25 protein-coding genes are annotated in these 20,577 nt (G+C 61.1%); 20 read left to right on the top strand and 5 right to left on the bottom strand.

Translation table 11 applies throughout. The features are described 5' to 3' along the window. Positions 1 to 76: 76 nt before the first annotated feature. The 5 genes from Q1B16_RS02965 to Q1B16_RS02945 all read left to right on the top strand — a co-directional run bounded on the left by Q1B16_RS02965 (position 77) and on the right by Q1B16_RS02945 (position 4,852). Positions 77 to 1,486: a PLP-dependent aminotransferase family protein gene (locus Q1B16_RS02965; protein WP_299784723.1), complete on the top strand. Its 1,410-nt coding sequence runs from the start codon at positions 77 to 79 to the stop codon at positions 1,484 to 1,486. Between the two features lie 88 nt (positions 1,487 to 1,574). Further along, positions 1,575 to 2,099, top strand: coding sequence for a GNAT family N-acetyltransferase (locus tag Q1B16_RS02960; protein WP_299784722.1), 525 nt, complete (start codon positions 1,575 to 1,577; stop codon positions 2,097 to 2,099). Between the two features lie 175 nt (positions 2,100 to 2,274). After that, positions 2,275 to 2,739 (top strand): 50S ribosomal protein L13, encoded by a 465-nt coding sequence (gene rplM, locus Q1B16_RS02955; protein WP_299784721.1) that lies wholly within the window; start codon positions 2,275 to 2,277, stop codon positions 2,737 to 2,739. After that, complete coding sequence (gene rpsI, locus Q1B16_RS02950) at positions 2,739 to 3,239, top strand: 30S ribosomal protein S9 (protein ID WP_299784720.1); 501 nt, start codon at positions 2,739 to 2,741, stop codon at positions 3,237 to 3,239. Before rplM ends, rpsI begins: the two co-directional genes overlap by 1 nt. 140 nt (positions 3,240 to 3,379) lie before the next feature. Then, entirely contained in the window at positions 3,380 to 4,852 is a 1,473-nt protein-coding gene (locus Q1B16_RS02945) for a pyridoxal-dependent decarboxylase (RefSeq protein WP_299784719.1), read from the top strand. Positions 4,853 to 4,884: 32 nt separating this feature from the next. On the opposite strand, the gene Q1B16_RS02940 is transcribed toward Q1B16_RS02945, so the two are convergent. Both Q1B16_RS02940 and tsaA read right to left on the bottom strand, forming a co-directional pair. Then, positions 4,885 to 5,913 (bottom strand): fatty acid desaturase, encoded by a 1,029-nt coding sequence (locus tag Q1B16_RS02940; protein ID WP_299784718.1) that lies wholly within the window; start codon positions 5,911 to 5,913, stop codon positions 4,885 to 4,887. Positions 5,914 to 6,015: 102 nt separating this feature from the next. After that, positions 6,016 to 6,507, bottom strand: coding sequence for a tRNA (N6-threonylcarbamoyladenosine(37)-N6)-methyltransferase TrmO (tsaA, locus tag Q1B16_RS02935; protein ID WP_299784717.1), 492 nt, complete (start codon positions 6,505 to 6,507; stop codon positions 6,016 to 6,018). Positions 6,508 to 6,710: 203 nt separating this feature from the next. Between tsaA and Q1B16_RS02930 the strand changes: the two genes are divergently transcribed. The 11 genes from Q1B16_RS02930 to Q1B16_RS02880 all read left to right on the top strand — a co-directional run bounded on the left by Q1B16_RS02930 (position 6,711) and on the right by Q1B16_RS02880 (position 15,080). Next, positions 6,711 to 7,601 carry a helix-turn-helix transcriptional regulator gene (locus Q1B16_RS02930; protein WP_299784716.1) on the top strand — a complete coding sequence of 297 codons (891 nt, stop codon included), beginning with the start codon at positions 6,711 to 6,713 and terminating at the stop codon, positions 7,599 to 7,601. Between the two features lie 40 nt (positions 7,602 to 7,641). Then, complete coding sequence (locus Q1B16_RS02925) at positions 7,642 to 8,004, top strand: DUF202 domain-containing protein (RefSeq protein ID WP_299784715.1); 363 nt, start codon at positions 7,642 to 7,644, stop codon at positions 8,002 to 8,004. A gap of 83 nt (positions 8,005 to 8,087) precedes the next feature. Further along, complete coding sequence (locus tag Q1B16_RS02920; RefSeq protein WP_299784714.1) at positions 8,088 to 9,836, top strand: DNA polymerase III subunit gamma/tau; 1,749 nt, start codon at positions 8,088 to 8,090, stop codon at positions 9,834 to 9,836. After that, positions 9,812 to 10,195, top strand: a complete 384-nt coding sequence (locus Q1B16_RS02915; RefSeq protein ID WP_299784713.1) for a hypothetical protein — start codon at positions 9,812 to 9,814, stop codon at positions 10,193 to 10,195. Before Q1B16_RS02920 ends, Q1B16_RS02915 begins: the two co-directional genes overlap by 25 nt. Positions 10,196 to 10,210: 15 nt before the next feature. Beyond that, on the top strand, positions 10,211 to 10,555 hold the full coding sequence (locus tag Q1B16_RS02910; RefSeq protein WP_299784712.1) for a YbaB/EbfC family nucleoid-associated protein: 345 nt from the start codon (positions 10,211 to 10,213) through the stop codon (positions 10,553 to 10,555). Positions 10,556 to 10,696: 141 nt separating this feature from the next. Beyond that, positions 10,697 to 11,290, top strand: coding sequence for a recombination mediator RecR (gene recR / locus Q1B16_RS02905; RefSeq protein ID WP_299784711.1), 594 nt, complete (start codon positions 10,697 to 10,699; stop codon positions 11,288 to 11,290). Between the two features lie 103 nt (positions 11,291 to 11,393). Beyond that, entirely contained in the window at positions 11,394 to 12,554 is a 1,161-nt protein-coding gene (locus Q1B16_RS02900; protein ID WP_299784710.1) for a Hint domain-containing protein, read from the top strand. Positions 12,555 to 12,682: 128 nt separating this feature from the next. Then, on the top strand, positions 12,683 to 13,297 hold the full coding sequence (locus Q1B16_RS02895; protein WP_299784709.1) for an MliC family protein: 615 nt from the start codon (positions 12,683 to 12,685) through the stop codon (positions 13,295 to 13,297). Between the two features lie 65 nt (positions 13,298 to 13,362). Further along, positions 13,363 to 14,262: an MBL fold metallo-hydrolase gene (locus tag Q1B16_RS02890; RefSeq protein WP_299784708.1), complete on the top strand. Its 900-nt coding sequence runs from the start codon at positions 13,363 to 13,365 to the stop codon at positions 14,260 to 14,262. A gap of 10 nt (positions 14,263 to 14,272) precedes the next feature. Continuing rightward, complete coding sequence (locus tag Q1B16_RS02885; RefSeq protein WP_299784707.1) at positions 14,273 to 14,656, top strand: rhodanese-like domain-containing protein; 384 nt, start codon at positions 14,273 to 14,275, stop codon at positions 14,654 to 14,656. 97 nt (positions 14,657 to 14,753) lie between these two features. Beyond that, on the top strand, positions 14,754 to 15,080 hold the full coding sequence (locus tag Q1B16_RS02880; RefSeq protein WP_299784706.1) for a hypothetical protein: 327 nt from the start codon (positions 14,754 to 14,756) through the stop codon (positions 15,078 to 15,080). A gap of 78 nt (positions 15,081 to 15,158) precedes the next feature. On the opposite strand, the gene Q1B16_RS02875 is transcribed toward Q1B16_RS02880, so the two are convergent. Further along, positions 15,159 to 15,920, bottom strand: coding sequence for a cell cycle transcriptional regulator TrcR (locus Q1B16_RS02875; RefSeq protein WP_299784705.1), 762 nt, complete (start codon positions 15,918 to 15,920; stop codon positions 15,159 to 15,161). Between the two features lie 135 nt (positions 15,921 to 16,055). Here Q1B16_RS02875 and Q1B16_RS02870 point away from each other — a divergent pair, with 135 nt between their 5' ends. Beyond that, on the top strand, positions 16,056 to 16,694 hold the full coding sequence (locus Q1B16_RS02870; RefSeq protein ID WP_299784704.1) for a ribonuclease T2: 639 nt from the start codon (positions 16,056 to 16,058) through the stop codon (positions 16,692 to 16,694). 2 nt (positions 16,695 to 16,696) lie between these two features. Here the strand turns inward: Q1B16_RS02870 and Q1B16_RS02865 are convergent, their stop codons facing one another. Further along, on the bottom strand, positions 16,697 to 17,389 hold the full coding sequence (locus Q1B16_RS02865; protein ID WP_299784703.1) for a COQ9 family protein: 693 nt from the start codon (positions 17,387 to 17,389) through the stop codon (positions 16,697 to 16,699). Between the two features lie 226 nt (positions 17,390 to 17,615). On the opposite strand from Q1B16_RS02865, the gene Q1B16_RS02860 reads away from it, so the two are divergent. Both Q1B16_RS02860 and rpsU read left to right on the top strand, forming a co-directional pair. Continuing rightward, positions 17,616 to 18,308: a hypothetical protein gene (locus Q1B16_RS02860; RefSeq protein ID WP_299784702.1), complete on the top strand. Its 693-nt coding sequence runs from the start codon at positions 17,616 to 17,618 to the stop codon at positions 18,306 to 18,308. Between the two features lie 86 nt (positions 18,309 to 18,394). Continuing rightward, positions 18,395 to 18,601: a 30S ribosomal protein S21 gene (rpsU, locus tag Q1B16_RS02855; protein ID WP_007118112.1), complete on the top strand. Its 207-nt coding sequence runs from the start codon at positions 18,395 to 18,397 to the stop codon at positions 18,599 to 18,601. A gap of 78 nt (positions 18,602 to 18,679) precedes the next feature. On the opposite strand, the gene Q1B16_RS02850 is transcribed toward rpsU, so the two are convergent. Next, positions 18,680 to 19,666 carry an aldo/keto reductase gene (locus Q1B16_RS02850; protein WP_299784701.1) on the bottom strand — a complete coding sequence of 329 codons (987 nt, stop codon included), beginning with the start codon at positions 19,664 to 19,666 and terminating at the stop codon, positions 18,680 to 18,682. Positions 19,667 to 19,745: 79 nt separating this feature from the next. Between Q1B16_RS02850 and Q1B16_RS02845 the strand changes: the two genes are divergently transcribed. Beyond that, positions 19,746 to 20,567, top strand: a complete 822-nt coding sequence (locus tag Q1B16_RS02845; RefSeq protein WP_299784700.1) for a LysR family transcriptional regulator — start codon at positions 19,746 to 19,748, stop codon at positions 20,565 to 20,567. Positions 20,568 to 20,577: the final 10 nt, after the last annotated feature.

Below are 20,577 nucleotides of genomic sequence, written 5' to 3'. Positions count from 1 at the left end.
GTATCGCAGCAAATGTATTGCCATAGCGACACAAAAAGCGATACATTCGACTCATTGAACGATCCAGAGAAAGATTGTGTCGGATACAATTTCCCCAGATCAAATCGCCTCGCTGCCGCAAAACCATCGGGGCCCGAAATACCGCCGCGTAGCCGACGCGATCCAATCCGCGATCCGCGCAGGCGATCTAAGCGTCGGTGACAGGCTGCCACCCGTACGCGAACTTGCCTGGTCGCTCGGCATCACCCCGGGCACCGTGGCGCGGGCCTACACCCTGCTCACCGACGCGGGCCACGCCGTGGCCGAAGTGGGTCGTGGAACGTTTGTGGCCGGCAGACAGCCGCGCGCCAAAGCAACCGCACGCGAATACGTGTCGATTCCGTTTCAGGACGGCAAGCTGTCTTTGGCAAGCCCGCAATTGCCCGATCTCGGACAGGTGGCCCTTCTGCAAGAAGCGTTCGCGCGAGTCGGGCAGGTCGCGCCGGAACGGTTGCTGCAATACCCGACACGCGAGGCCTACCGCCCGCTTCGCGAAGCCGCAGCGCATTGGCTGCGTCACATTCCATTGGGTCGCATCGACCAGAGTGACATCGTGCTGGTGCACGGTGCACAGAACGGGCTGGGGGTGATCCTTCAGACCATCCTGCGCGGCCCTTCTCCGACGATCCTTGTCGAGGAATTGGCCTATCCGGGCTTTAGACGGGCTGCCGATCTCTTGCGGGCCGATGTCGTGGGACTTCCAAGCGACGAAAACGGCCTAATCCCCGATGCGCTCGAGGCCGCGATCCGCGAAACCGGGGCGCAAGTGCTCTGCACGTCGCCGGATGTGCACAATCCCACCTTGCTGTGCACACCTGCTGACCGGCGCCAGGAGATCGCCGACATCTGCCGGGCGCTCGACGTTCAGATCATCGAAGACGATTGCTACCGGCGTATCGAGAACGCGGCGCCAAGCTACCGGATCCTCGCGCCCGAACGGACCTGGCACGTGGCGTCGATTTCTAAAGTCCTGACCCCTGCCCTGCGGCTCGGCTTTGCCATTGCGCCGCGCGGACGCGGGGCGGAGCTTCGTCAAACGGCGGAGCACGGTTTTTTCGGTCTCGCCCAGCCGCTCGCGGAAGTCGCGGAACACGTCCTCACCAGCCCGGAAACCGAAACCATCGTCGCCGCGATCCGCGACCGGATGGCAGCCTATGTGCGCGTGGCGGTGAATGCGCTCGGCAGTTACGACCTGACCTGGCAGGAAGACGTGCCGTTCCTTTGGTTGCACCTGCCGCAAGGCTGGCGCGCCGCGCTGTTCTGCCGGGCAGCAGAGGCGCGCGATATCCAGATCAGATCGGCCGACGAGTTCGCCTTGCGCGACGGGCGCGCACCCCACGCGGTGCGGATCGCGGTCAACGCCCAGATCCCGTTACATCGCTTCGAGAATGCCATGCACCAGTTGCGCGATCTCCTCATGCACCCGCCAGAGCAGATAAGTGTCTGATTTTCCGCTGGAATGATCAAAAAAATGTCGCTTGCCCTGAAATCGGGCGGTAGGCTGCACTGCGCGACTCACCTACCACGAGACTTTCATGGGTTTAGACATCAGCTTGGCCTTCGTCGAAACGCGGCCTGATCTGGACGAATTGTCCGACATTCTGACCGAGTATTACGCCCAGATTCTCGAGCGGTTGATGGCGGTCGGCGGTCCGGGTCTTTCCGTCGAAGACGAAGTCCAATCGAGTCTTGATGTGATCGACCAGTTCATGCCGCCGAATGGCGGGATCCTTTTGGCGCGGGACAGTTCCGGTTATCTGCTTGGATGCGCCTTCGTGCGCATGCTCGACGATCACCGTGCCGAGTTGAAACGCCTGTTCGTGCGGGATCTGGCACGCGGCTACGGGCTTGGCCGTCGCATGATCGAAATGCGGATCGAAAAGGCCAAGGAACTTGGCGCAACCACGATCCTCGCAGATACCGTACGCGGAAACAGCTCCATGCTTGCGCTGTACGACCGGTTGGGGTTCAAAGAAACCTCCCGCTATGACGGCAATGCCAACCCGGCGGAATTGGATAAATACCTCGTCTACCGAAAGCTGGAGCTCAAGGGCGCGTAAATCGCCTGAATTTTATGGGGTATAATAATACCTTATTTTTAAGCTTTTGTTTTTAGGCAATTTATTACGATAAGCGTGGCTTGACTGCGATTTGGCAATCCTTATAACCCGCGCATCGGATACCCAGGGTGCATGGCGCCCTGCCTTACCAATCAAACGTCAGGGACATCCCACGATGAAAACCTATTCTGCAACACCGGCAGACATCGACAAGAAATGGATCCTGATCGACGCCGAGGGCGTCGTTCTGGGCCGTCTTGCGTCGATCGTTGCCTCCCGCCTGCGCGGCAAGCACAAGCCGTCTTTCACTCCGCATATGGACATGGGTGACAATGTCATCGTGATCAACGCGGACAAGATCCAGATGACCGGCAACAAGCGTCACGAGAACTTCTACTGGCACACCGGTTACCCGGGCGGCATCAAGTCCCGCACCAAGCAGCAGATCCTCGAAGGTGCGCACCCCGAGCGTGTGGTCCAGAAAGCGGTCCAGCGGATGCTCCCGGGCAACCGCCTGTCCCGCAAGGTCATGACCAACCTGCGCGTCTACGCCGGTGCCGAGCACCCGCACGAGGCGCAAAGCCCCGAAGTACTGGACGTCAAGTCCATGAACTCCAAGAACACACGGACGGCGAAATAATGGCTGAGCAAATCAACTCCCTCGACGAGCTGGCGAAAGCCGTCACGGACGACATCGGTGCCGTTCAGGGCGCTGCCCCCGAAGAAACTCCGCGTGAGCCGCAGCGCGACTCGCTGGGTCGCTCCTATGCCACCGGCAAGCGGAAGGACGCGGTTGCCCGCGTCTGGATCAAGCCGGGCTCCGGCAAGGTCAATGTGAACGGCAAGGAAATGAACGCCTATTTCGCGCGTCCGGTTCTGCAAATGATCCTGCGCCAGCCGTTCGACGTGGCCGGCGTTGCCGACCAGTTCGACGTGATGGCCACGGTCAAGGGCGGCGGCCTTTCTGGTCAGGCCGGTGCGGTCAAGCACGGCATTTCCAAGGCGCTCCAGCTTTACGACCCCAGCCTGCGCTCCGCACTCAAAGCGGCCGGTTTCCTCACACGCGACAGCCGTGTCGTGGAACGTAAGAAGTTCGGTAAGCGCAAGGCGCGTCGGAGCTTCCAGTTCTCCAAGCGTTAATCAGCGCTCGAAAGATACAAAAAAGGCCGTCCTTCGGGGCGGCCTTTTTGCGTCCGTAGACCCTTATAATCGGAAGAATTTTTATTGGGCTTGGTCTATCGGCGGTTTCGGTATGATAATGGGTGGAAAACGGAGGCCGTATGAGCTTCGATACGGGCAAGGCGGGCCCCAATACCGACCAACCCACACTCGACCCAAAAGATTGGGACGTCTTCCGTGCATCGGCACATGGGTTGTTGGACGCTTGCCTCGACCAACTCCAGAACGCGGCCACACACCCGTGGCAACCTGTCCCCGAGCATGTAAGGGATAGCTACAAGCTTAGTACCGACGGACACACATTTGGCGATCTGGCAGCCACGCTACAGTCGAGTGTACTGCCTTACGCCACCGGCAACACGCATCCGCGGTTTTTTGGCTGGGTGCATGGCACCGGAGTGGCGGAAGGTTTGATGTCCGAAATGGTTGCTGCGACGATGAACAGCAACTGCGGTGGTCGCGATCATGGTATGGTTTACCTCGAACGCGAGGTGATCGACTGGGCACGCCGTCAAATGGGATTTCCCGACGGCGCGTCGGGCATTCTGGTCGCTGGTACATCGCAGGCAACCGTCATCGCGCTACACGCAGCACGACTTCGTAAGCTGGGGTCTGCAATGCGGTCTGAGGGAAATGGCGCGGCGCGTCTGGTCGCTTATGCTGGCGCGAGCGTTCACACATCAACCCAGAAGGCCCTTGAGTTAATGGGCATTGGGAAAAACGGCCTACGACTCTTGCCTGAGGCAGGGGGCAGCGTGGATGTCGCCAAGCTCCGCGCCTGTATTGCCGAAGATCGAAACGCCGGATTTAAGCCTTTTGTCATCATCGGAACCGCCGGATCCGTTGATTTCGGCACCTATGACGATTTGGAAACGCTGGCCGATATCGCGAAAGAAGAAGCATTGTGGCTTCACGTCGATGGGGCTTTCGGTGCTTGGACGCGGCTAGCCGAAGAGCCGTGGCGCAGCTTGACCGATGGAATCGACCGGGCCGACAGCATTGCATGTGATTTCCACAAGTGGATGTTCGTTCCTTACGATTGCGGACTGGTTCTGATCCGCGATGAACAGGACCATCGCAACGCCTTTGCCGCTCGACCGTCCTACCTTGCCGCGATGGATCAAGGGCTGGCAGGCGGCGACCCTTGGTTTTGTGATTATGGCGTGGATCTGTCCCGGGGCAACCGTGCGCTCAAGGTTTGGAGCACGATCCGGACACATGGCGCGAAGGCACTCGGCGCGGCAATCACGGCGAACTGCCGACAGGCGGAGCTTATGGGTCAGTTGGTGTCACGAACGGATCGCATGGACTTGGCAAAACCGATAATATCAAACCTGTGTGTTTTCACCGCTGACTCCACACTGAATGCGAAAGAACAAAGCGCGCTGAATTCTCGGATCGCTCAGGGTCTGCAACTCTCCGGTCTGGCAGTGTTTTCGACAACTGTCGCTTCTTTCAAAGGCGAGAAAGTGACCTGTTTGCGTGCGGCCATCACCAATCACAGAACACAGACCACAGATATTCACGACGCCATCGAGGCCGTTCGGGCGCTAAGGGATGATCTACAGGTCTAACTGATCCGATGTTCATCCTTCAGCAGGTGAACTCAGAGCGCTTTCGCCTGCCGGAACGACAGCAGTCGGCGCGAGCCCTCGTCCCAAAGGTGGAGCCGCGCGTTGCGGAAGCTTTCCAGAATCGTCATGCGGTTATGTCCTGCGAGGCTCGCGTGGTCACGCACCACTTCGGGAAGCCGGTAGAAGGGGATACGGCTGTAGAGGTGATGCACATGGTGAATCCCGATATTGCCACTCAGCCATTGCAGAACGATCGGCAACACGTAGTAGGAACTGCCATGCAACGCCGCATCATGCAGTTGCCAGTTGTCCTCATCGTCCCACAATGTGGTCTCGAACTGGTGCTGCACGTAGAACAACCAGACCCCGGCGGTCGCGGCCAACAGCGTGGATGGCAGGAAGATCAGCAGGATCGGCATAAGCCCCCCGAAGTAGAGCATGACCAGCAGGCCGGCGAGGATCGCTGCATTGGTGCCCATGGCGCTGGTCCAGTACCGGACGCTCGACATCAAGCCGAGGGGAATACGGTTCTGCAAGAGAAACAGGTATCCCGGCCCCAATCCGAACAAGATGACCGGGTGGCGATAAAGCCGGTACATGAGCTTGCTCCAGCCGGACAGGGCCTTGTATTCGGCGACGGTCATCGTGTGCACATCCCCGATACCGCGCCGTTCGAGGTTTCCGTGTGAACTGTGATGAATGGAGTGGGTGCGTCGCCAGACATCGTAAGGCGTGAGCGTCAGCACGCCCAGAACGCGGCCCAGCCAATCGCTGAGTGTGCGGTTGTTGTAGAACGACCCATGCCCACAATCGTGCTGAATGATGAACAATCGCAGCAGGAACGCTGCGTTGACGATCGAAATTGCCAAGGTGAGCCAGTAACTTACACCCATCGACCACCAGGCGGCGGCCCAGAGGGCGACGAAGGGACCGAGGGTCACGGCAAGCTCGAAAGAGCTGCGCAATGCGTTCGGTTCACGGTATTTGGCGAGAACTTTCACCCAGTCTTTGGCAGAGGGCGATGCGGGCGTGTGCCCGGGAATTGTAAACTGCTCGGACATATGCCTGCTTTTTTATCTGTGTCGGAGCGTTCTACCTGATGATCATCATTCCGCCTATGACCTTTTGCGTCACAATCCGTTCAGCGAGGCATTTTGCCACTGTCACCCGGCGTCGGCGTCCTTCGGCGGCGCTTGCACCGTGTATCCACATCGCGACGGCTTGATGTCGATGAGCGGTGTTTTATCGAGACAATCCAGGCCCTTGACGATCAAAACGGCACCCTCCTGCCGGATCAGCTTTACGCGGGACAGACCGATCGGGTTAGGCCGGACCGGGGACCGCAAGGCGAAGGTGCCAAAGGTCTTTCCGTCGCCGCGCGGGCTTTGCAGGACGAGATCCCGGCGGGACTGGTGCAACCAGTAGAGCACGTCGAGGAACTCGAACTTCGTGATGCCGTGCAGTGCTTGCTCCCATTGCGGCAGCAATTCCAATCGGCACTCCGGTCCGTCTAGATCGCCCTGGCGCGGGCACAGGTCGCGGGTGGTGAAGGGCGTACGGATCGTACCGATGAATTGTACGGTTGCATCCTCCGCAATGTCGGCGCTGGTCGCGACCTCGCCATCGCGGAGATCGGGTGAGGAATGGTCGGTCATAATTACGGCCTTCGTTGCAACTTGATCGGGCTCCAGTGTCAACTTCGATCTGGAAGACACTGCCCGCGGGCAGAGCATGCCGCATTTCCCGGCCAACGCAAACCCTCGGGGGCGCGACATCGCGGCGTCGGGTGGTCCATCAAAAACCTGTCTTGCACTCTCTTGTCGCGCCGCAGCCTGTCGGACATAGTCGCGGCGCTATGATGAACACCGACACCTCCTCATCTGAACGGTATCTGACGGTGCCGGAACTGGCCGAATTGCTGCGGATCAAGGAACGCAAGGTCTATGATCTTGCGGCGAGCGGGACAGTGCCGTGTTCTAAAGTCACCGGTAAACTGCTGTTCCCGGAAACCGCGGTCCGGCGCTGGCTGGAGCGCGGGCAGACCGGAGCGGCGCAGGCGCAGGGGCCGCGACCGGCGGTGTTTCTGGGCAGCCACGATCCACTTCTGGACTGGGCACTGCGCCAATCGGAATGCGGCATCGCCACGTTTTTCGATGGCTCGCAGGATGGGCTCGACCGGTATGTGGCACGCGAGGGCCTGGCGGCGGGCTTGCATATGTTCAACGAGGGTTCGGCCTCTTGGAATATCCCGGCGGTCGATGCCGCGCTGGCCGGGTCGGCGGCGGTCCTGCTTGGATTCGCAAAACGCCAGCGCGGGCTGGTGGTCAGGCCGGACTTGGCGTCGGAAATCAGCGGGCTGAGCGACCTCAAAGGGCGCATCCTGACGCCGCGGCAGACCGGGGCCGGAACGCGGACGCTGTTCGACCGAATGCTGCGCGAGGCGGATATCCTGCCGGACACGATCCAGATGCGACCCGTGGCGCGCAGCGAGGCGGATGCGGTGCTCGACGTGGCGTCGGGAGCATCAGATGCGACTTTCGGGCTCGAGGCGCTGGCCGCGCAGCACAGGTTGGGCTTCGTGCCGCTGATCGAAGAACACTTCGATCTTCTGGTGAGCCGACGGGCCTATTTCGAACCGCAGTTCCAGCGGTTCGTGACGTTTCTGCGATCGCCTGCCTTCGCCGATCACGCGGCAACTCTCAAGGGCTATGACGTGTCGGACGCCGGATGCGTGAGGTGGAACGGCTGACCTCAGGGGAACGCCGGTCCGCTGTAGCGCGTTGAGCGATATGCCAGACAAGAACGACATGGCCGAGGACCGCACCGATTGGGCGGAGGCGCGCACGATGCTCGCCAATGAGCGCACGTTTGCGGGCTGGATGCGCACGGGCATGGCGTCGGTCGCATTGGCGCTTGGTTTGCGCGCGCTGTTCGGTCCGTTCGAGCCGACCTGGATTCCAAAGGCCGTCTCGACCGTGTTCGTTGTCATCGCCGTCGTCATCTTCTGGGCGGCCTGGCGCAATTCCAGCCAGACGCAGAAGGAAATGAACGCTCATGAAACCGAGCCGCAATCGTCGCGCAGTATCGGGCTGATCGCGGCTGTTCTGGCGGCAGGGTCGATCGCGACGGGTGTGATCCTCTGGCTGCTATGAAATCGACGCAACGGGGCGCTGCGCGGTGGACCTTCCTGGCGTGAGCGCCTAGTTTGCACCTGATTGCCAGGAAGGTGCTGTGGATGTCCGACGCTACCCCGTATCAGGTGCTTGCACGCAAGTATCGCCCTGAAACCTTTGCCGATCTGGTCGGGCAAGAGGCGATGGTGCGGACGCTGAAAAACGCGTTCGAGGCGGACCGGATCGCGCAGGCCTTCGTGATGACCGGGATTCGCGGCATCGGGAAGACGACCACGGCGCGGATCATCGCCAAAGGGCTGAACTGCATCGGGCCGGATGGCACCGGCGGACCCACCACCGAACCCTGCGGACAGTGCGAACATTGCGTGGCGATCATGGAAGGTCGGCATGTCGACGTGATGGAGATGGACGCGGCATCGCGCACCGGCGTGGGCGACATCCGCGAGATCATCGATTCCGTGCATTACCGGGCGGCCTCGGCGCGCTACAAGATCTACATCATCGACGAAGTTCACATGCTGTCGACGAGCGCGTTCAACGCGCTTCTGAAGACGCTGGAAGAACCGCCTGCGCATGTGAAGTTCATTTTCGCGACGACCGAGATTCGCAAGGTGCCGGTCACGGTCCTGTCGCGCTGCCAGCGCTTCGATCTGCGGCGGATCGAGCCAGAAATGATGATTGCGCTCCTGCGCAAGATCGCCGGAGCCGAAAACGCTGAGATCACCGACGACGCCTTGGCCCTCATCACCCGAGCCGCCGAAGGATCGGCCCGCGATGCGACATCGCTTCTGGATCAGGCGATCAGCCACGGCGCGGGCGAAACCGGCGCCGACCAAGTGCGCGCGATGCTGGGGTTGGCCGACAGGGGTCGCGTGCTCGACCTCTTCGATCTGGTGATGAAGGGTGATGCGGCCGGCGCGTTGACTGAGCTGTCCGCACAATACGCCGATGGGGCCGACCCGATGGCGGTGCTGCGCGATCTGGCCGAGATCACGCATTGGATTTCCGTGGTCAAGATCACGCCCGAGGCGGCCGAAGACCCCACGATCAGCCCCGATGAACGCCAGCGCGGTCAGGAATTGGCCGAGGCGCTGGGGATGCGTCCGCTGACGCGGCTGTGGCAGATGCTGCTCAAGGCGCTGGACGAGGTGGCGCAAGCGCCGAACGCGATGATGGCGGCGGAAATGGCGATCATTCGCATGACGCATGTGTCGGAGCTTCCCAGCCCGGAAGACCTTGTGAAGCGCTTGCAGGACGCGCCGCCGCCCCCGCCCCCTTCGGGTGGCGGAATGAGCGCTGGCGGAGCGACAGGATCGCAAGCGATGGGGACCCCTGCCCCGACCCACGGAACCACGTCCGGCCCGCATGCCTCGCATGGCAGCGCGGTGCTCGCGGTTGCGGCGGATCAGGCGCTGGCCCGCTATCCGACCTTCGAACACGTGGTCGAACTGATCCGGGCGAACAGGGACGTGAAGCTGCTGGTCGAGGTGGAAAGCTGCGTGCGGCTGGCCGCATATCAGCCGGGGCGGATCGAATTCACGCCCACTGACAACGCGCCCGGAGACCTCGCGCAGCGGTTGGGCAGCGCGTTGCAACGCTGGACCGGCAATCGCTGGGGCGTGACGCTGGTCAACGGGTCCGACGCGCCGACCATCGTGGAGACCCGCGACGCCGCCGAAATGGCGATCAAGGCCCAAGCGGCGGAGCATCCCCTCGTCAAGGCGGTGTTGGAGGCATTTCCCGGCGCGGTGATCGAAGAGGTGCGCACACCCGATCAGCTGGCCGCGGTGGCCGAAGCCGAGGCACTGCCCGAAGTGGAAGACGAATGGGACCCGTTCGAGGAGGATTGATCCTGTCGCTGTTGCCTGGTGTGGCGCTGGCACAGGATTGCGCGATGCAGCGCCCCGGATGGGACGGCGCGCCGGTGAGCGCGCTGCAAGAGGCGCTGTTTCTGGCCTCCTCGCCCGCCGCGCTGGTGCTCTTTGCCGGCACGGTCCTTGCCCTTCGTTTCAAAAGCCAATGGGGTGCCTTGGCGGTGGTCGTGGGATGGACCGCGTTTGTGACATTTCTCACCATGCTGGCACCGACCTCGCGGAAAGCCGCGCTGGCCGAGGGGTGCGTCGGGTCGCCCGCCTTGTTCATCGGCATCATCGCTGCAATATGTGTGGGGATGATCTTTTACACCGCGCCACCGATCAAGGGGCGCTGACCTACGGAGAGACATATGTTCAAGGGTTTGGGCCAGATGGGCGACATGGCCAAGATGATGAAAGCCGCGCAGGAAATGCAGGGCAAGATGGCCCAGGTGCAGGAAGACTTGGCGACGATGACCGTGACCGGCGAAAGCGGTGCGGGTCTCGTCAAGGCAACGTCGACTGCCAAGGGCGAATTGACCGGTCTGGACATCGACCCGTCGATCTTCAACGGCGACGACAAGGAAGTGGTCGAGGACCTGATCCTCGCCGCGATCAAGGATGCGCAGCAAAAGGCGCAGGCGAAGGCGCAGGAAGAGATGTCGAAGCTGACCGAGGGTCTGGGCCTGCCGCCGGGGATGAACCTGCCGTTTTGAGGACTTTGCGTTGCACCAACATCTTTGGACGCCCGCTCTCGTCGTCCACGGGCGCGACCCGGGGGTTGGTTGGACACGAGGTCCTCGGGTCGAGCCCGAGGATGACGGTTTTTCGAAACGAAGCGGGGCGACAGCCGTCTGATGCGTGAAGGCAGCGATATCGAGGCACTCATCGCGATGATGGCGCGGTTGCCGGGGCTTGGGCCGCGGTCGGCGCGGCGTGCGGTGTTGCACATGATCCGCAAGCGCGGGCTGCTGCTCGGGCCGCTGGCCGAGTTGATGACACAGGTCGCGCGGGATGCGCGCGAATGCCTGAACTGCGGCAATGTCGGAACCCAGGATATCTGTGACATCTGCCAGGACAATCGGCGAAACAACGGGCTCTTGTGCGTGGTCGAGGACGTATCGGATCTTTGGGCGATGGAGCGGGCGGGTGTCTTCAAGGGACGCTATCACGTCCTGGGGGGTACCCTGTCGGCGCTCGATCAGGTCGGGCCGGAGGAATTGCGCATTCCGAAGCTGTCGGCCCGTGTCGATAGCGAAGAAATCACCGAGGTGATCCTGGCCCTCAATGCCACGATCGACGGACAGACCACGGCGCATTACATCGCCGATCAGCTCGAAGGACGCGTGACGCTGACGTCGCTGGCGCAGGGCGTGCCGATCGGTGGAGAGCTGGACTATCTCGACGAGGGCACGATCACCGCCGCGATGAACGCCCGCAAGCCGATCTGAGACCCGCCCGATCGTCGCACTCGGGTCATTGCGGCGACATATTTGATCCACGTTCTGCCCGTATCCTTTCGGAGACCTATCACCGGAAGGGCGTGCAGACCTCATGGCCGATAAACTGAATGGGATCCTGATCAGCGAGATCCTGGCGGACAATGCCGGGGGAAGCGCGTTCGATACGGACGGCGACGGCAAAGCCAACAAGGCCGATGAATATGTCGAGCTTCAGAACGCGTCGGGAAGCGCCGTGTCGCTGGATGGGTTCGAGCTTTGGTCCGAGAAGGAGGGCCTGCTCTACAGTTTCGGCAGTTCCGACTCCATCGCGGCTGGCGGCACCGCGACCGTGGTCGGCGAATACACCGGAACGCCGCCTGCCGGCTACTACGATGCCGGCGAAAGCAATTCCGTCAATTGGCTGCCGGACGGTGAAGGCTCCAAGTTCGATTCCATCTTCCTCGTGGACACCAATACCGGTGACTACATCGTGTTGTCCTATGGCGCCCCGCCGCGAGCGCCAACCTTGCCGAGCGGTTTTCCGGGGACCACGCGCATTGGCGCGGGGGAATCCATCGACAGCAATTCGCCGAACGGAACCGCCTTCGTGCGCAATGCGGACGGGGATTTTGTCGAAGGTACGCCCAATCCGGACACGCCGGGTGTCCCCTGTTTTATTGCGGGCACCTGGATCGAGACCTCGGATGGGCGCAAGACAGTCGAAAGTCTGAAACCCGGGGATCTCATCCAAACGCGGGACGCCGGGGTTCAGCCGGTTCTGGGGCTGAGGAAAGTCGTGATCCCCATGTCGCGGCTCAAGGATGATCCCGGATTGCGGCCCGTGCGGGTGCCCGGTGCGCTTTTCGGAACGACCGGGCCTCTGACCATCTCGCCGAACCATTGTATCCTTGTCGTCAGCGGACTTGCGGAACTGCTGTTTGGCGAGGCCGAGGTGCTTATTCCGGCAAAACATTTCGTCGGTCGCGGCGCGGCGGAAATCGCGCTGACCGGTAAACCCGTCGTCTATTACCACCTGCTGTTGGCGGATCATCAGATCGTGAGGTCGAACGGTGTCTGGACCGAAAGCCTTTTCCGAGGTGACCTGATCGCGGATGAGGCGTCGTGGTTTCGGGAATGGAGTTTCGCACAGGGGGCGACGCTCGAAGCGATCAGCCACGCGGCCACCGCGCGTCCGGTGCTGAAGCGTTTTGAGGCGGAGGTGTTGCTCGACAGAATGCAGATCGTCTCCGTCGACGCACAGCAGGTGGCGTGACGCCCCAAGACTGTCGCAGTCTGTTCCGACTCCTTGGAGCCTCGACGACCTGATGGCCCACGCGGCACGCGCAGTTTCCCAAATGCGTAAACTCTGCTTTAGTCGGCGCATTCGTCACGGAGACATCCATGCTGCGCGCCGCCTTTCCGCTCCTTTTCGTTATCGCCTTCCCCGTCGTCGCACAGGAGGGACCATCCTTCGACTGCACCAAGGCGGAAAGTTCGGCCGAAGAGCTGGTCTGCGCGGACAGCGCGCTTGCGCGGTTGGATCGCAAGGTTTCCGAACGGTTTGCCGAGGCGCTTGCCGCCGCGGGTGCATTGGACAGCGGCGCGGCACAAGCCGTCGATGATTTGCGCGCGTATCAACGTGGCTGGATCGGTGGCCGGAACGAGTGCTGGAAAGCGGATGATCTGCGCGCCTGCGTCGAAGCGGCATACCTGACCCGTGAGGGAGAACTGGTCGCGCGGTGGATGCTGGAAGAGCCGACCGGAACGGCGGTGTGGGCCTGCGATGGATCACCGGCGAACGAGGTCGTGACCCAATTCTTCGACACCGAATTGCCCAGTGTTCGCTTCGAACGGGGCGACAACATCGACACCGGCGCACTGACACGAACGGCATCGGGCGCACGCTATATCGGCAGCTTCGGACGGGAGATCTGGATCAAGGGCGAAGAAGCGACGTATCGCGACCCAGATCCTGCTGGGGCATCCTATCGTTGTGTCTTGTCCACGCCGGACTAAAGAAAAGAGTTTTGGAACCTGCCTCCGGGGTGTTTCGTTGCATCGATATATTCAAGGAGGTTAATATGACTATATCTCGAACCAGCCCGTCCACCGGCCCCAACTCTGCCACTGTCACAGGGTTCTACGACGCCGACACGGGCAGCATTCAATATCTCGTCACCGACCCGGCCACGAAAAAGGCTGCGCTGGTCGATACGGTTTTGACCTTCGACCCCGAGAGCGCATCGACCGACCCGAAAAGCGTGGACGCGATCCTGCGTTTTGCGGAGAGCGAGGGTGTCGAGATCGAATGGATTCTCGACACGCATCCGCACGCCGACCACCTGATGGCGTCGTCCTACCTCAAGGACAAGCTGGGCAAGCCGAACGCCATTGGCGAAAAAGTGGTCGAGATCGCGGAGTTGTGGCGCGAGTATTACAACCTTCCGGATGCGTTCGATCCGGCCAAGGATTTCGATCACCTCTATAAGGATGGCGACACGTTTCAGATCGGCGAACTGCCCGTGCGCGTGATGCTGTCGCCGGGGCACACATTGGGGTCGATCACCTATGTCGTCGGCGAGGATGCCGCATTCGTGCATGATACCTTCATGCAACCGGACGCGGGCACGTCGCGGGCGGATTTCCCTGGCGGCACCGCCGAGGATCTGTGGAATTCGCTTCAGGACATCCTCGCGCTGCCGGATCACACGCGCCTGTTCATCGGCCATGATTACGGCACCTCGGAGCGGCCCGGCCCTGCCTGGGAGTCGACTGTAGAAGAGCAGCGACGGCACAATATTCATATCGGCGGCGGGGTCGCGAAAGAGGACTATATCGACAATCGGACATCACGCGACAAAACGCTCGCGCTGCCGGATCGGATGCTGCATGTCTTGCAGATGAATCTGCGGGCCGGACGGGCGCCGACACCAGAGGACGATGGCAATAGCTATCTCAAAATCCCACTCAACAAATTCTAGGAGAGGCAAGATGGATATCGAAAAGACCGAAAATGGCATCCTCGAACATTGGAGCCCGTCGGAAGTGGCGGCCGCCTTCAACAAGGACGAAATCGTGCTGATCGACGTGCGCACACCGCAGGAATTTGCGCTGGAACGCATCAACGGGGCGCTGCTTGCACCGATGCAGGCGCTTGAGCCGAACCACATGCCGGACCAGTCGAAAAAACAGATCGTGTTTCACTGCGGCTCGGGTGCGCGCTCCGCCAAGGTGGCCAAGCTGTGCCTCGCGCATGGTGAGGACCGGATTGCGCATATGGCGGGTGGCTTTGCCGCCTGGAAGGAAGACGGACAGCCGTATATGGGCACCGACGTTGCGACCGGCGCGCCGAAGGAGATGAAGAAATCGGACTGACCTGCGTTGCCACGAGGGCTTCTCGATATCGGGAAGCCCTCGGTCTTCCTGCGGTTGCACCATCCCGCGACCGCTTGCTCAGAAGGATTCGACGCTTATGACAGCCGGAAATTTTTTGCTTCTGAGCGCGCTCCTGCACGTGATCGGCAGCGTTGTGACCGGGTTTGCGGGGATCGGGCTGTTTCTCTTGTTTCCGGCGGTGCTCTACACGGCGTTTTACATTGGGCTGCAACGGGACATGCGGTGGGTCGCGTGGCTTGCCTTGATCTGCATGTTCGGTGGCATGGTCGGCACCGGATGGGAGATCATAAGGCCGTCGCCGGTGCCGGATTGGGTGCTTTGGAGTGTCGTGGTCGCAGATTTCGTGGCGGCCGTGTTGCTGGTGCAATTGATCTGGCGGAAGGATGTGTCGCGTGGATCGTAAAGGCGTAGACAGCTGAAAAGCCAAACGAAAAAGGGCGCATCCGCTGATGCGCCCTTTTCAATTCGAGTGACCTGATGATCAACGATTGTCGGTGTCGTCTTCGTCATCGTCATGCGCGCCATCGGGCAGGTTGAAGAAGCTGTCGGCGTCGGCGTAGTCTTCTTTCTTCTCGTCCTCGTCGCTCTCGTTCGAGCTGCCCGACAGGCTGAAGGTCTCAAGCCCCTCGATGGCACTCGGCAGGCGCGGTTCTGCGTCCATTTCGAGGCTCTGCTCGGTGGATACGAGCTTGCGGCGCTCGTCGTCGGACATGACCGTTTCCTGCTTCTTCGCGGCCTTGGCCACGGCGGCATCCAGCTCGGACTGCTTGCATAAGCCAAGGGCGACCGGGTCGATCGGTTGGATGTTGTTGATGTTCCAATGCGTGCGCTCGCGGATCGCCTGGATGGTCGGTTTGGTGGTCCCGACCAGCTTGGAGATCTGGCCATCGCTGAGCTCGGGGTGGAACTTCACCAGCCACAGGATCGATGCCGGGCGGTCCTGACGCTTTGACAGCGGGGTGTAGCGCGGGCCACGACGTTTCTCTTCACCTTGCGCAGCCGCGTAATGCTTGAGCTTGAGCGCGTAGATCGGGTTTTCTTCGGCCTTCTTGATCTCTTCGGCATCAAGCTGGTTGTTGGCGATCGGGTCGAACCCTTTGACACCGGCGGCGACGTCGCCGTCGGCGATTCCCTGAACCTCGAGTTCGTGCATGCCGGTGAAATCGGCGATCTGCTTGAAGGTCAGTGTCGTGTTGTCCACCAGCCAGACGGCGGTGGCTTTTGCCATAATCGGTTTACCCATCTCGCGTCTCCTTACGCATAGCTGTTTCGGTCTCTCGGAGCGGGTCCAAGAGGTCCCGGATCAGGCCGGGACGGTTTCCATTGTCAGGGAACTTGGCGGCCTTATAGTCGCGCAGAGGCAAAGAGGGAAGAGGCAATGCGGGTTTTGGTGCTGGCTCTGGCTGCGGCCCTTGCGGCGTCGGCGGCTTGGGCCAAGGGCGAACGGTCGGGGGAGTTCGACTATTACGTCCTGTCGCTGAGCTGGTCACCGACATGGTGCGCGCTCGAAGGCGACGCGCGCCGATCGCCCCAATGCGAAGACGATGCGGATTTCGGTTGGGTCATGCACGGGCTCTGGCCGCAATACGATCGCGGATGGCCGTCCTACTGCCCCACGACCGAACGCAACCCATCGCGCGCGATGACGCGCGATATGGCGGATATCATGGGCACACCCGGTCTGGCGTGGCATCAGTGGAACAAGCACGGCGTGTGCTCGGGCCTATCGGCGACCGACTATTACGCAGTGTCGCGTGAAGCTTATGGCACGATCAACCGGCCAGAGATTTTTCGACAGTTGGACAAAGCGATCAAACTGCCCGCCGCGGTGGTGGAAGAGGCGTTTCTGAAGGCCAATCCGCAGCTTGACCCGGATATGATCACGATCACCTGCAAGCAGGGGCGCATTCAGGAAGCCCGCATCTGTCTGTCCCGATCATTGGAGCCCGTGACCTGCGGCCGCGACGTGGTGCGCGACTGTACCGCAACGGATGCGCTGTTCGCGCCGATCAGGTAATGTCAGCGCGGGACGGTCCAGCCGCCCGGAAGGTCATCACGGCGGGCTTTCGGAGGTTTGACCCGGGACAACATCGATTCCGCGTTTTGGACCAGCTTGCCCAACACGGGCGCCTTGCGCACCTGCGCTTTGACCTTTTCCACCTGCATCACGTCGTCGATGCGGCGGTCGAGGAAGGCCCAGGTCGCCTGGCTGTCCAGCGAATCGTCGCCCAACCAGTACAGAACGGTCGACGAATAGACTCCCGAAAGGGTCGCGCGCTTGGTGTACCAGTTGATGTCACGCGACGTATCGCCCAGCGTCGTCCATATCCGGTCCGCCGTGCCCCAGATGAGCTTGGCACCTTCAGCCGCGTGCATCGGAAGCGCGAACAGGGTCACGCCGCGCCGCACCGCTTCCTTGTCCTCGACCGCTTCGATCCGGAGCCGCACCGCAAGCGCCACGCGGTCGCGGAATTTCAGGTCAGAAAGATCTCGGCCTTCCAGCGCCGCCACCATCGCATCATCCCCGCGCCGGTGAAACGCAACGGCCAGATCAATGGCACCGCGCGGGAAAAGCCCGCGCGCTACGGCCGGAGCGATGTCCACATCCCGAATGGCGGCGCGGAAAGCGGCGTCAGACCACCCGTCGAAGGGCACATGCAAGAGTGCTGCGTCCAACAGCTCGGTTGCGATATCGCGGGAAATGTCCGTCATAAGCTGACCTCCGAAGTGCCGATGTTGCAGGTTATGAACAGTACTTAGTGCGATCCCGTTCCCAGCGCCACGCTGCCGTGCAACGAAACACCTCCAGCCATGCCCGACACGGCGGTGTTTTTGCCTCACACGTCAGAAAACTGTTCCTTTAGGGAACATTACGCCCTGCCCCTCGGTTTACACAGCAATTATAAGCGGGTGACCGCAAAGAAGGATATTCGCTCACGTGTCGCGCCAAACTGCTGATTTTCTGTTTCTGGGCCTCGGGGCCTCAGTCCTCATCGCCGCCTTCATCGCTTCAGGCATCTCGAAAGAGCTGTTTTTCGTGTATTTCGGGGCCGAGGATTCCCTGATCGAGAACGCCACAGCCATTCTTCTGGCCTGCGCTGGCGTGGTTCTTCTGGCCCGCGTGCTTCGTGTGCGCACGTCACTGCCCCGATTTGCCTTGATTTTGGGCGTGCTCTACGGTCTTGCGTATATCTGGGCAGGCGGAGAAGAGATCTCGTGGGGTCAACGGATCATCGGTTTCGAAAGCCCGGAGTATTTTCGGGAAAACAATGACCAGCAGGAATTCACCTTCCACAACCTCGTGATCGGTGACGTCAAGTTGGACGAGCTTTTGTTCGGGCCGGTGCTGTCCTACATCATTCTCAGCTATCTGCTGATCCTGCCATTGCTGTGGCGCAAGCTGGCATGGGTCAAATCCGTGACAGCAAAGATGGTGATTCCGGTCCCCCAACTTCACCACGCCGCTTTCGCGCTGGTTGTGACTGTGATCATCCCGCTGCTGGACGAATCCCGGCGGTGGGAAGTGTACGAGTGCATTTTCGCGCTGCTTTCTCTGGGCATTTTCACCAATCCGGCCAATCCCTTGATACGAAATGCAGCACAAAACCCGAAAACGGATCGCGCCGCCTGATGTCTGGACAAATGCCCGACACCTTGCTATACGGCGCGCTCCTGCAAATCCTTGCAAATCCAACTTAGAAAGGTGGTGAAAACCACATGCAGGTTAGTGTTCGTGACAATAACGTCGATCAGGCGCTCCGCGCTCTGAAGAAAAAGCTGCAGCGTGAAGGCGTTTTTCGTGAAATGAAGCTCAAGCAACATTTCGAAAAGCCGTCCGAGAAAAAAGCACGCGAGAAAGCCGAAGCGATCCGCCGTGCGCGCAAACTGGCGCGTAAGAAGGCACAGCGCGAAGGCATGATGTAAGCAGCCGCTTCCAACACGCTTTGATTTACGCAGCCCCCGGCACGAATGTGTCCGGGGGTTTGCTTTTTTGGCGGTCCCTCAGCGCGGTGTGTCCGCCGGGTCCGGTCCGCGCGGCAGGATGCGGTCGATCTCCTTCATCGTGTCCTCCGGCAAGGGTCCGAATTGAAGGGCGCCCGCCAACTCGGTGATCTGTTCGGGCGTACGCGCGCCGGGGATGGGGATAGCCTGCGGATTACGGCCCCAGATCCAGCACAACGCCCCCTGCACAAGGCTGCGACCCTCTGAGGTCAACAGGTCCCTGAGTGCCGAAATCGTTTCGAGCAGTTCGGGGTTGGGACGGCCATCGACAAAGTAATCGTGCCACTCCGACGGCGTTGCGCGGATATCGTCCTCTGGCACGCGATCACCGGCTTGGTATGCGCCGGACAGAAGACCCATCGCCAATGGCGACCGGACCATGGTCAGAAGGCCGCTCTCGTGTGCCTGCTTCTGAAGTGTCGGCGCGTCCCAAAGCACGTTCATCGCGTGCTGGATCGCGGCAAAGCCGGAGCGATCCGCAACATCCGCGACATTCAACGCGATGTCGGTACTCCACCCGTAGGCACCGATCTTTCCCGCGTCGCGCGCGCGGTCCAGCCGGTCGAAAAGCGGTTCTGCCTTGTCCGGCGCGAGGGTGTTGCAGTGTAGCAAAACAAGGTTGATGTGATCCCTACCGAGCCGTCTCAGACAATCATCAAGCGCCGGTTCGATGCCTTCAGGGGCCGGATCGTCGAAGCTGAGCTGTTTGCTGGCCTCGTCGATGGCGATGCCGACCTTCGTGACGATCTGCACATCCGCCCTGCCCTTCAGCCCCTGCCCGAGCAATCGCTCCGAATGCCCCGCCCCATAGGCGGCGGCCGTGTCGAACAAGCTGAGATCGGCATCACAAGCGGCATGGATGGTGCGCAACGAGGTGGCGTCATCGCTGCGCGAATAGCCGACGAAGGTGTCGCCTGCGTACATGGGTCCGCCGATCGGCCAACAGCCCATGCCAAGCGGCGCAATGTCGTGTCCGAGAAATTCCATGGTGCTCTCCTGTGATGATGAGAACAGCCAATCAGAAAAGACACTTCTGATAAATGAAACGGAATGTAATAGTCATTTCATGGTTGAAACGAAAATCGACTGGGATGACCTGCGACTGTTCCTTGCTGTGGCTCGGGGCTCAGGTCTTGCCGATGCGCGCCGGGTGACGGGCAAAAGCGCGCCGACCCTGGGGCGTCGGATGTTGGCTTTGGAAAAGGCGCTTGGTCAGGAGCTGTTCGCGCGCAAACCGCGCGGGTATGATCTGACCGAAGCGGGACAAGCCCTGTTCGACCGTGCCTTGGATGTCGAAGCCCGGATGTTGCCGCTGTTGCAACCGCCGCACCGGCGCGCGCGGCCCGTCGTCAAGGTGTCGGCGGGCAAATGGATGACCCATGTCCTGTGCCGCAACGTATCGCAGATAGTGGAAAACGGCGACGTGCTTGTCCGGTTCATCGCGGCGGATCACGTGCTGGACCTGCGGCATCGCGAGGCCGTGGTGGGCATCCGCAACCAACGACCCGAGCAGATCGGGCTGGCCTGTCAGAAGCTGGGCCCGGTGCGGTTTGCCGTCTACGCCCGCGATCCGAAAATCGAGCTTTGGGCGCGGGTGCAAGGCCAGACCCCGTCGGCCCGCTGGGTTGCGGCCCATGTCGGAGCGGCCGACGTGATTGAGGTGACGGACCCGCGAAATGCTCTTGATCTTGCGCTCGCCGGCAGCGCACGTGCGGTGCTTCCGACCTTTATCGGAGCGCTCTATCCCGACCTCCGGCAAATCGGCGAAACGATCGACCACCTCACGCATGATCAATGGCTTGTGTCGCATGACGAAGACCGGTTCGAACCCAATGTGCGGATCGTGATCCGACGGCTTGTCAGGGTACTGCACGCGCTGGAGCGGTGAAACAGACCTT

This window comes from uncultured Marivita sp., assembly GCF_947488135.1.
Lineage (GTDB): Bacteria > Pseudomonadota > Alphaproteobacteria > Rhodobacterales > Rhodobacteraceae > Marivita.
This window is presented reverse-complemented; position numbering and strand designations above follow the sequence as displayed.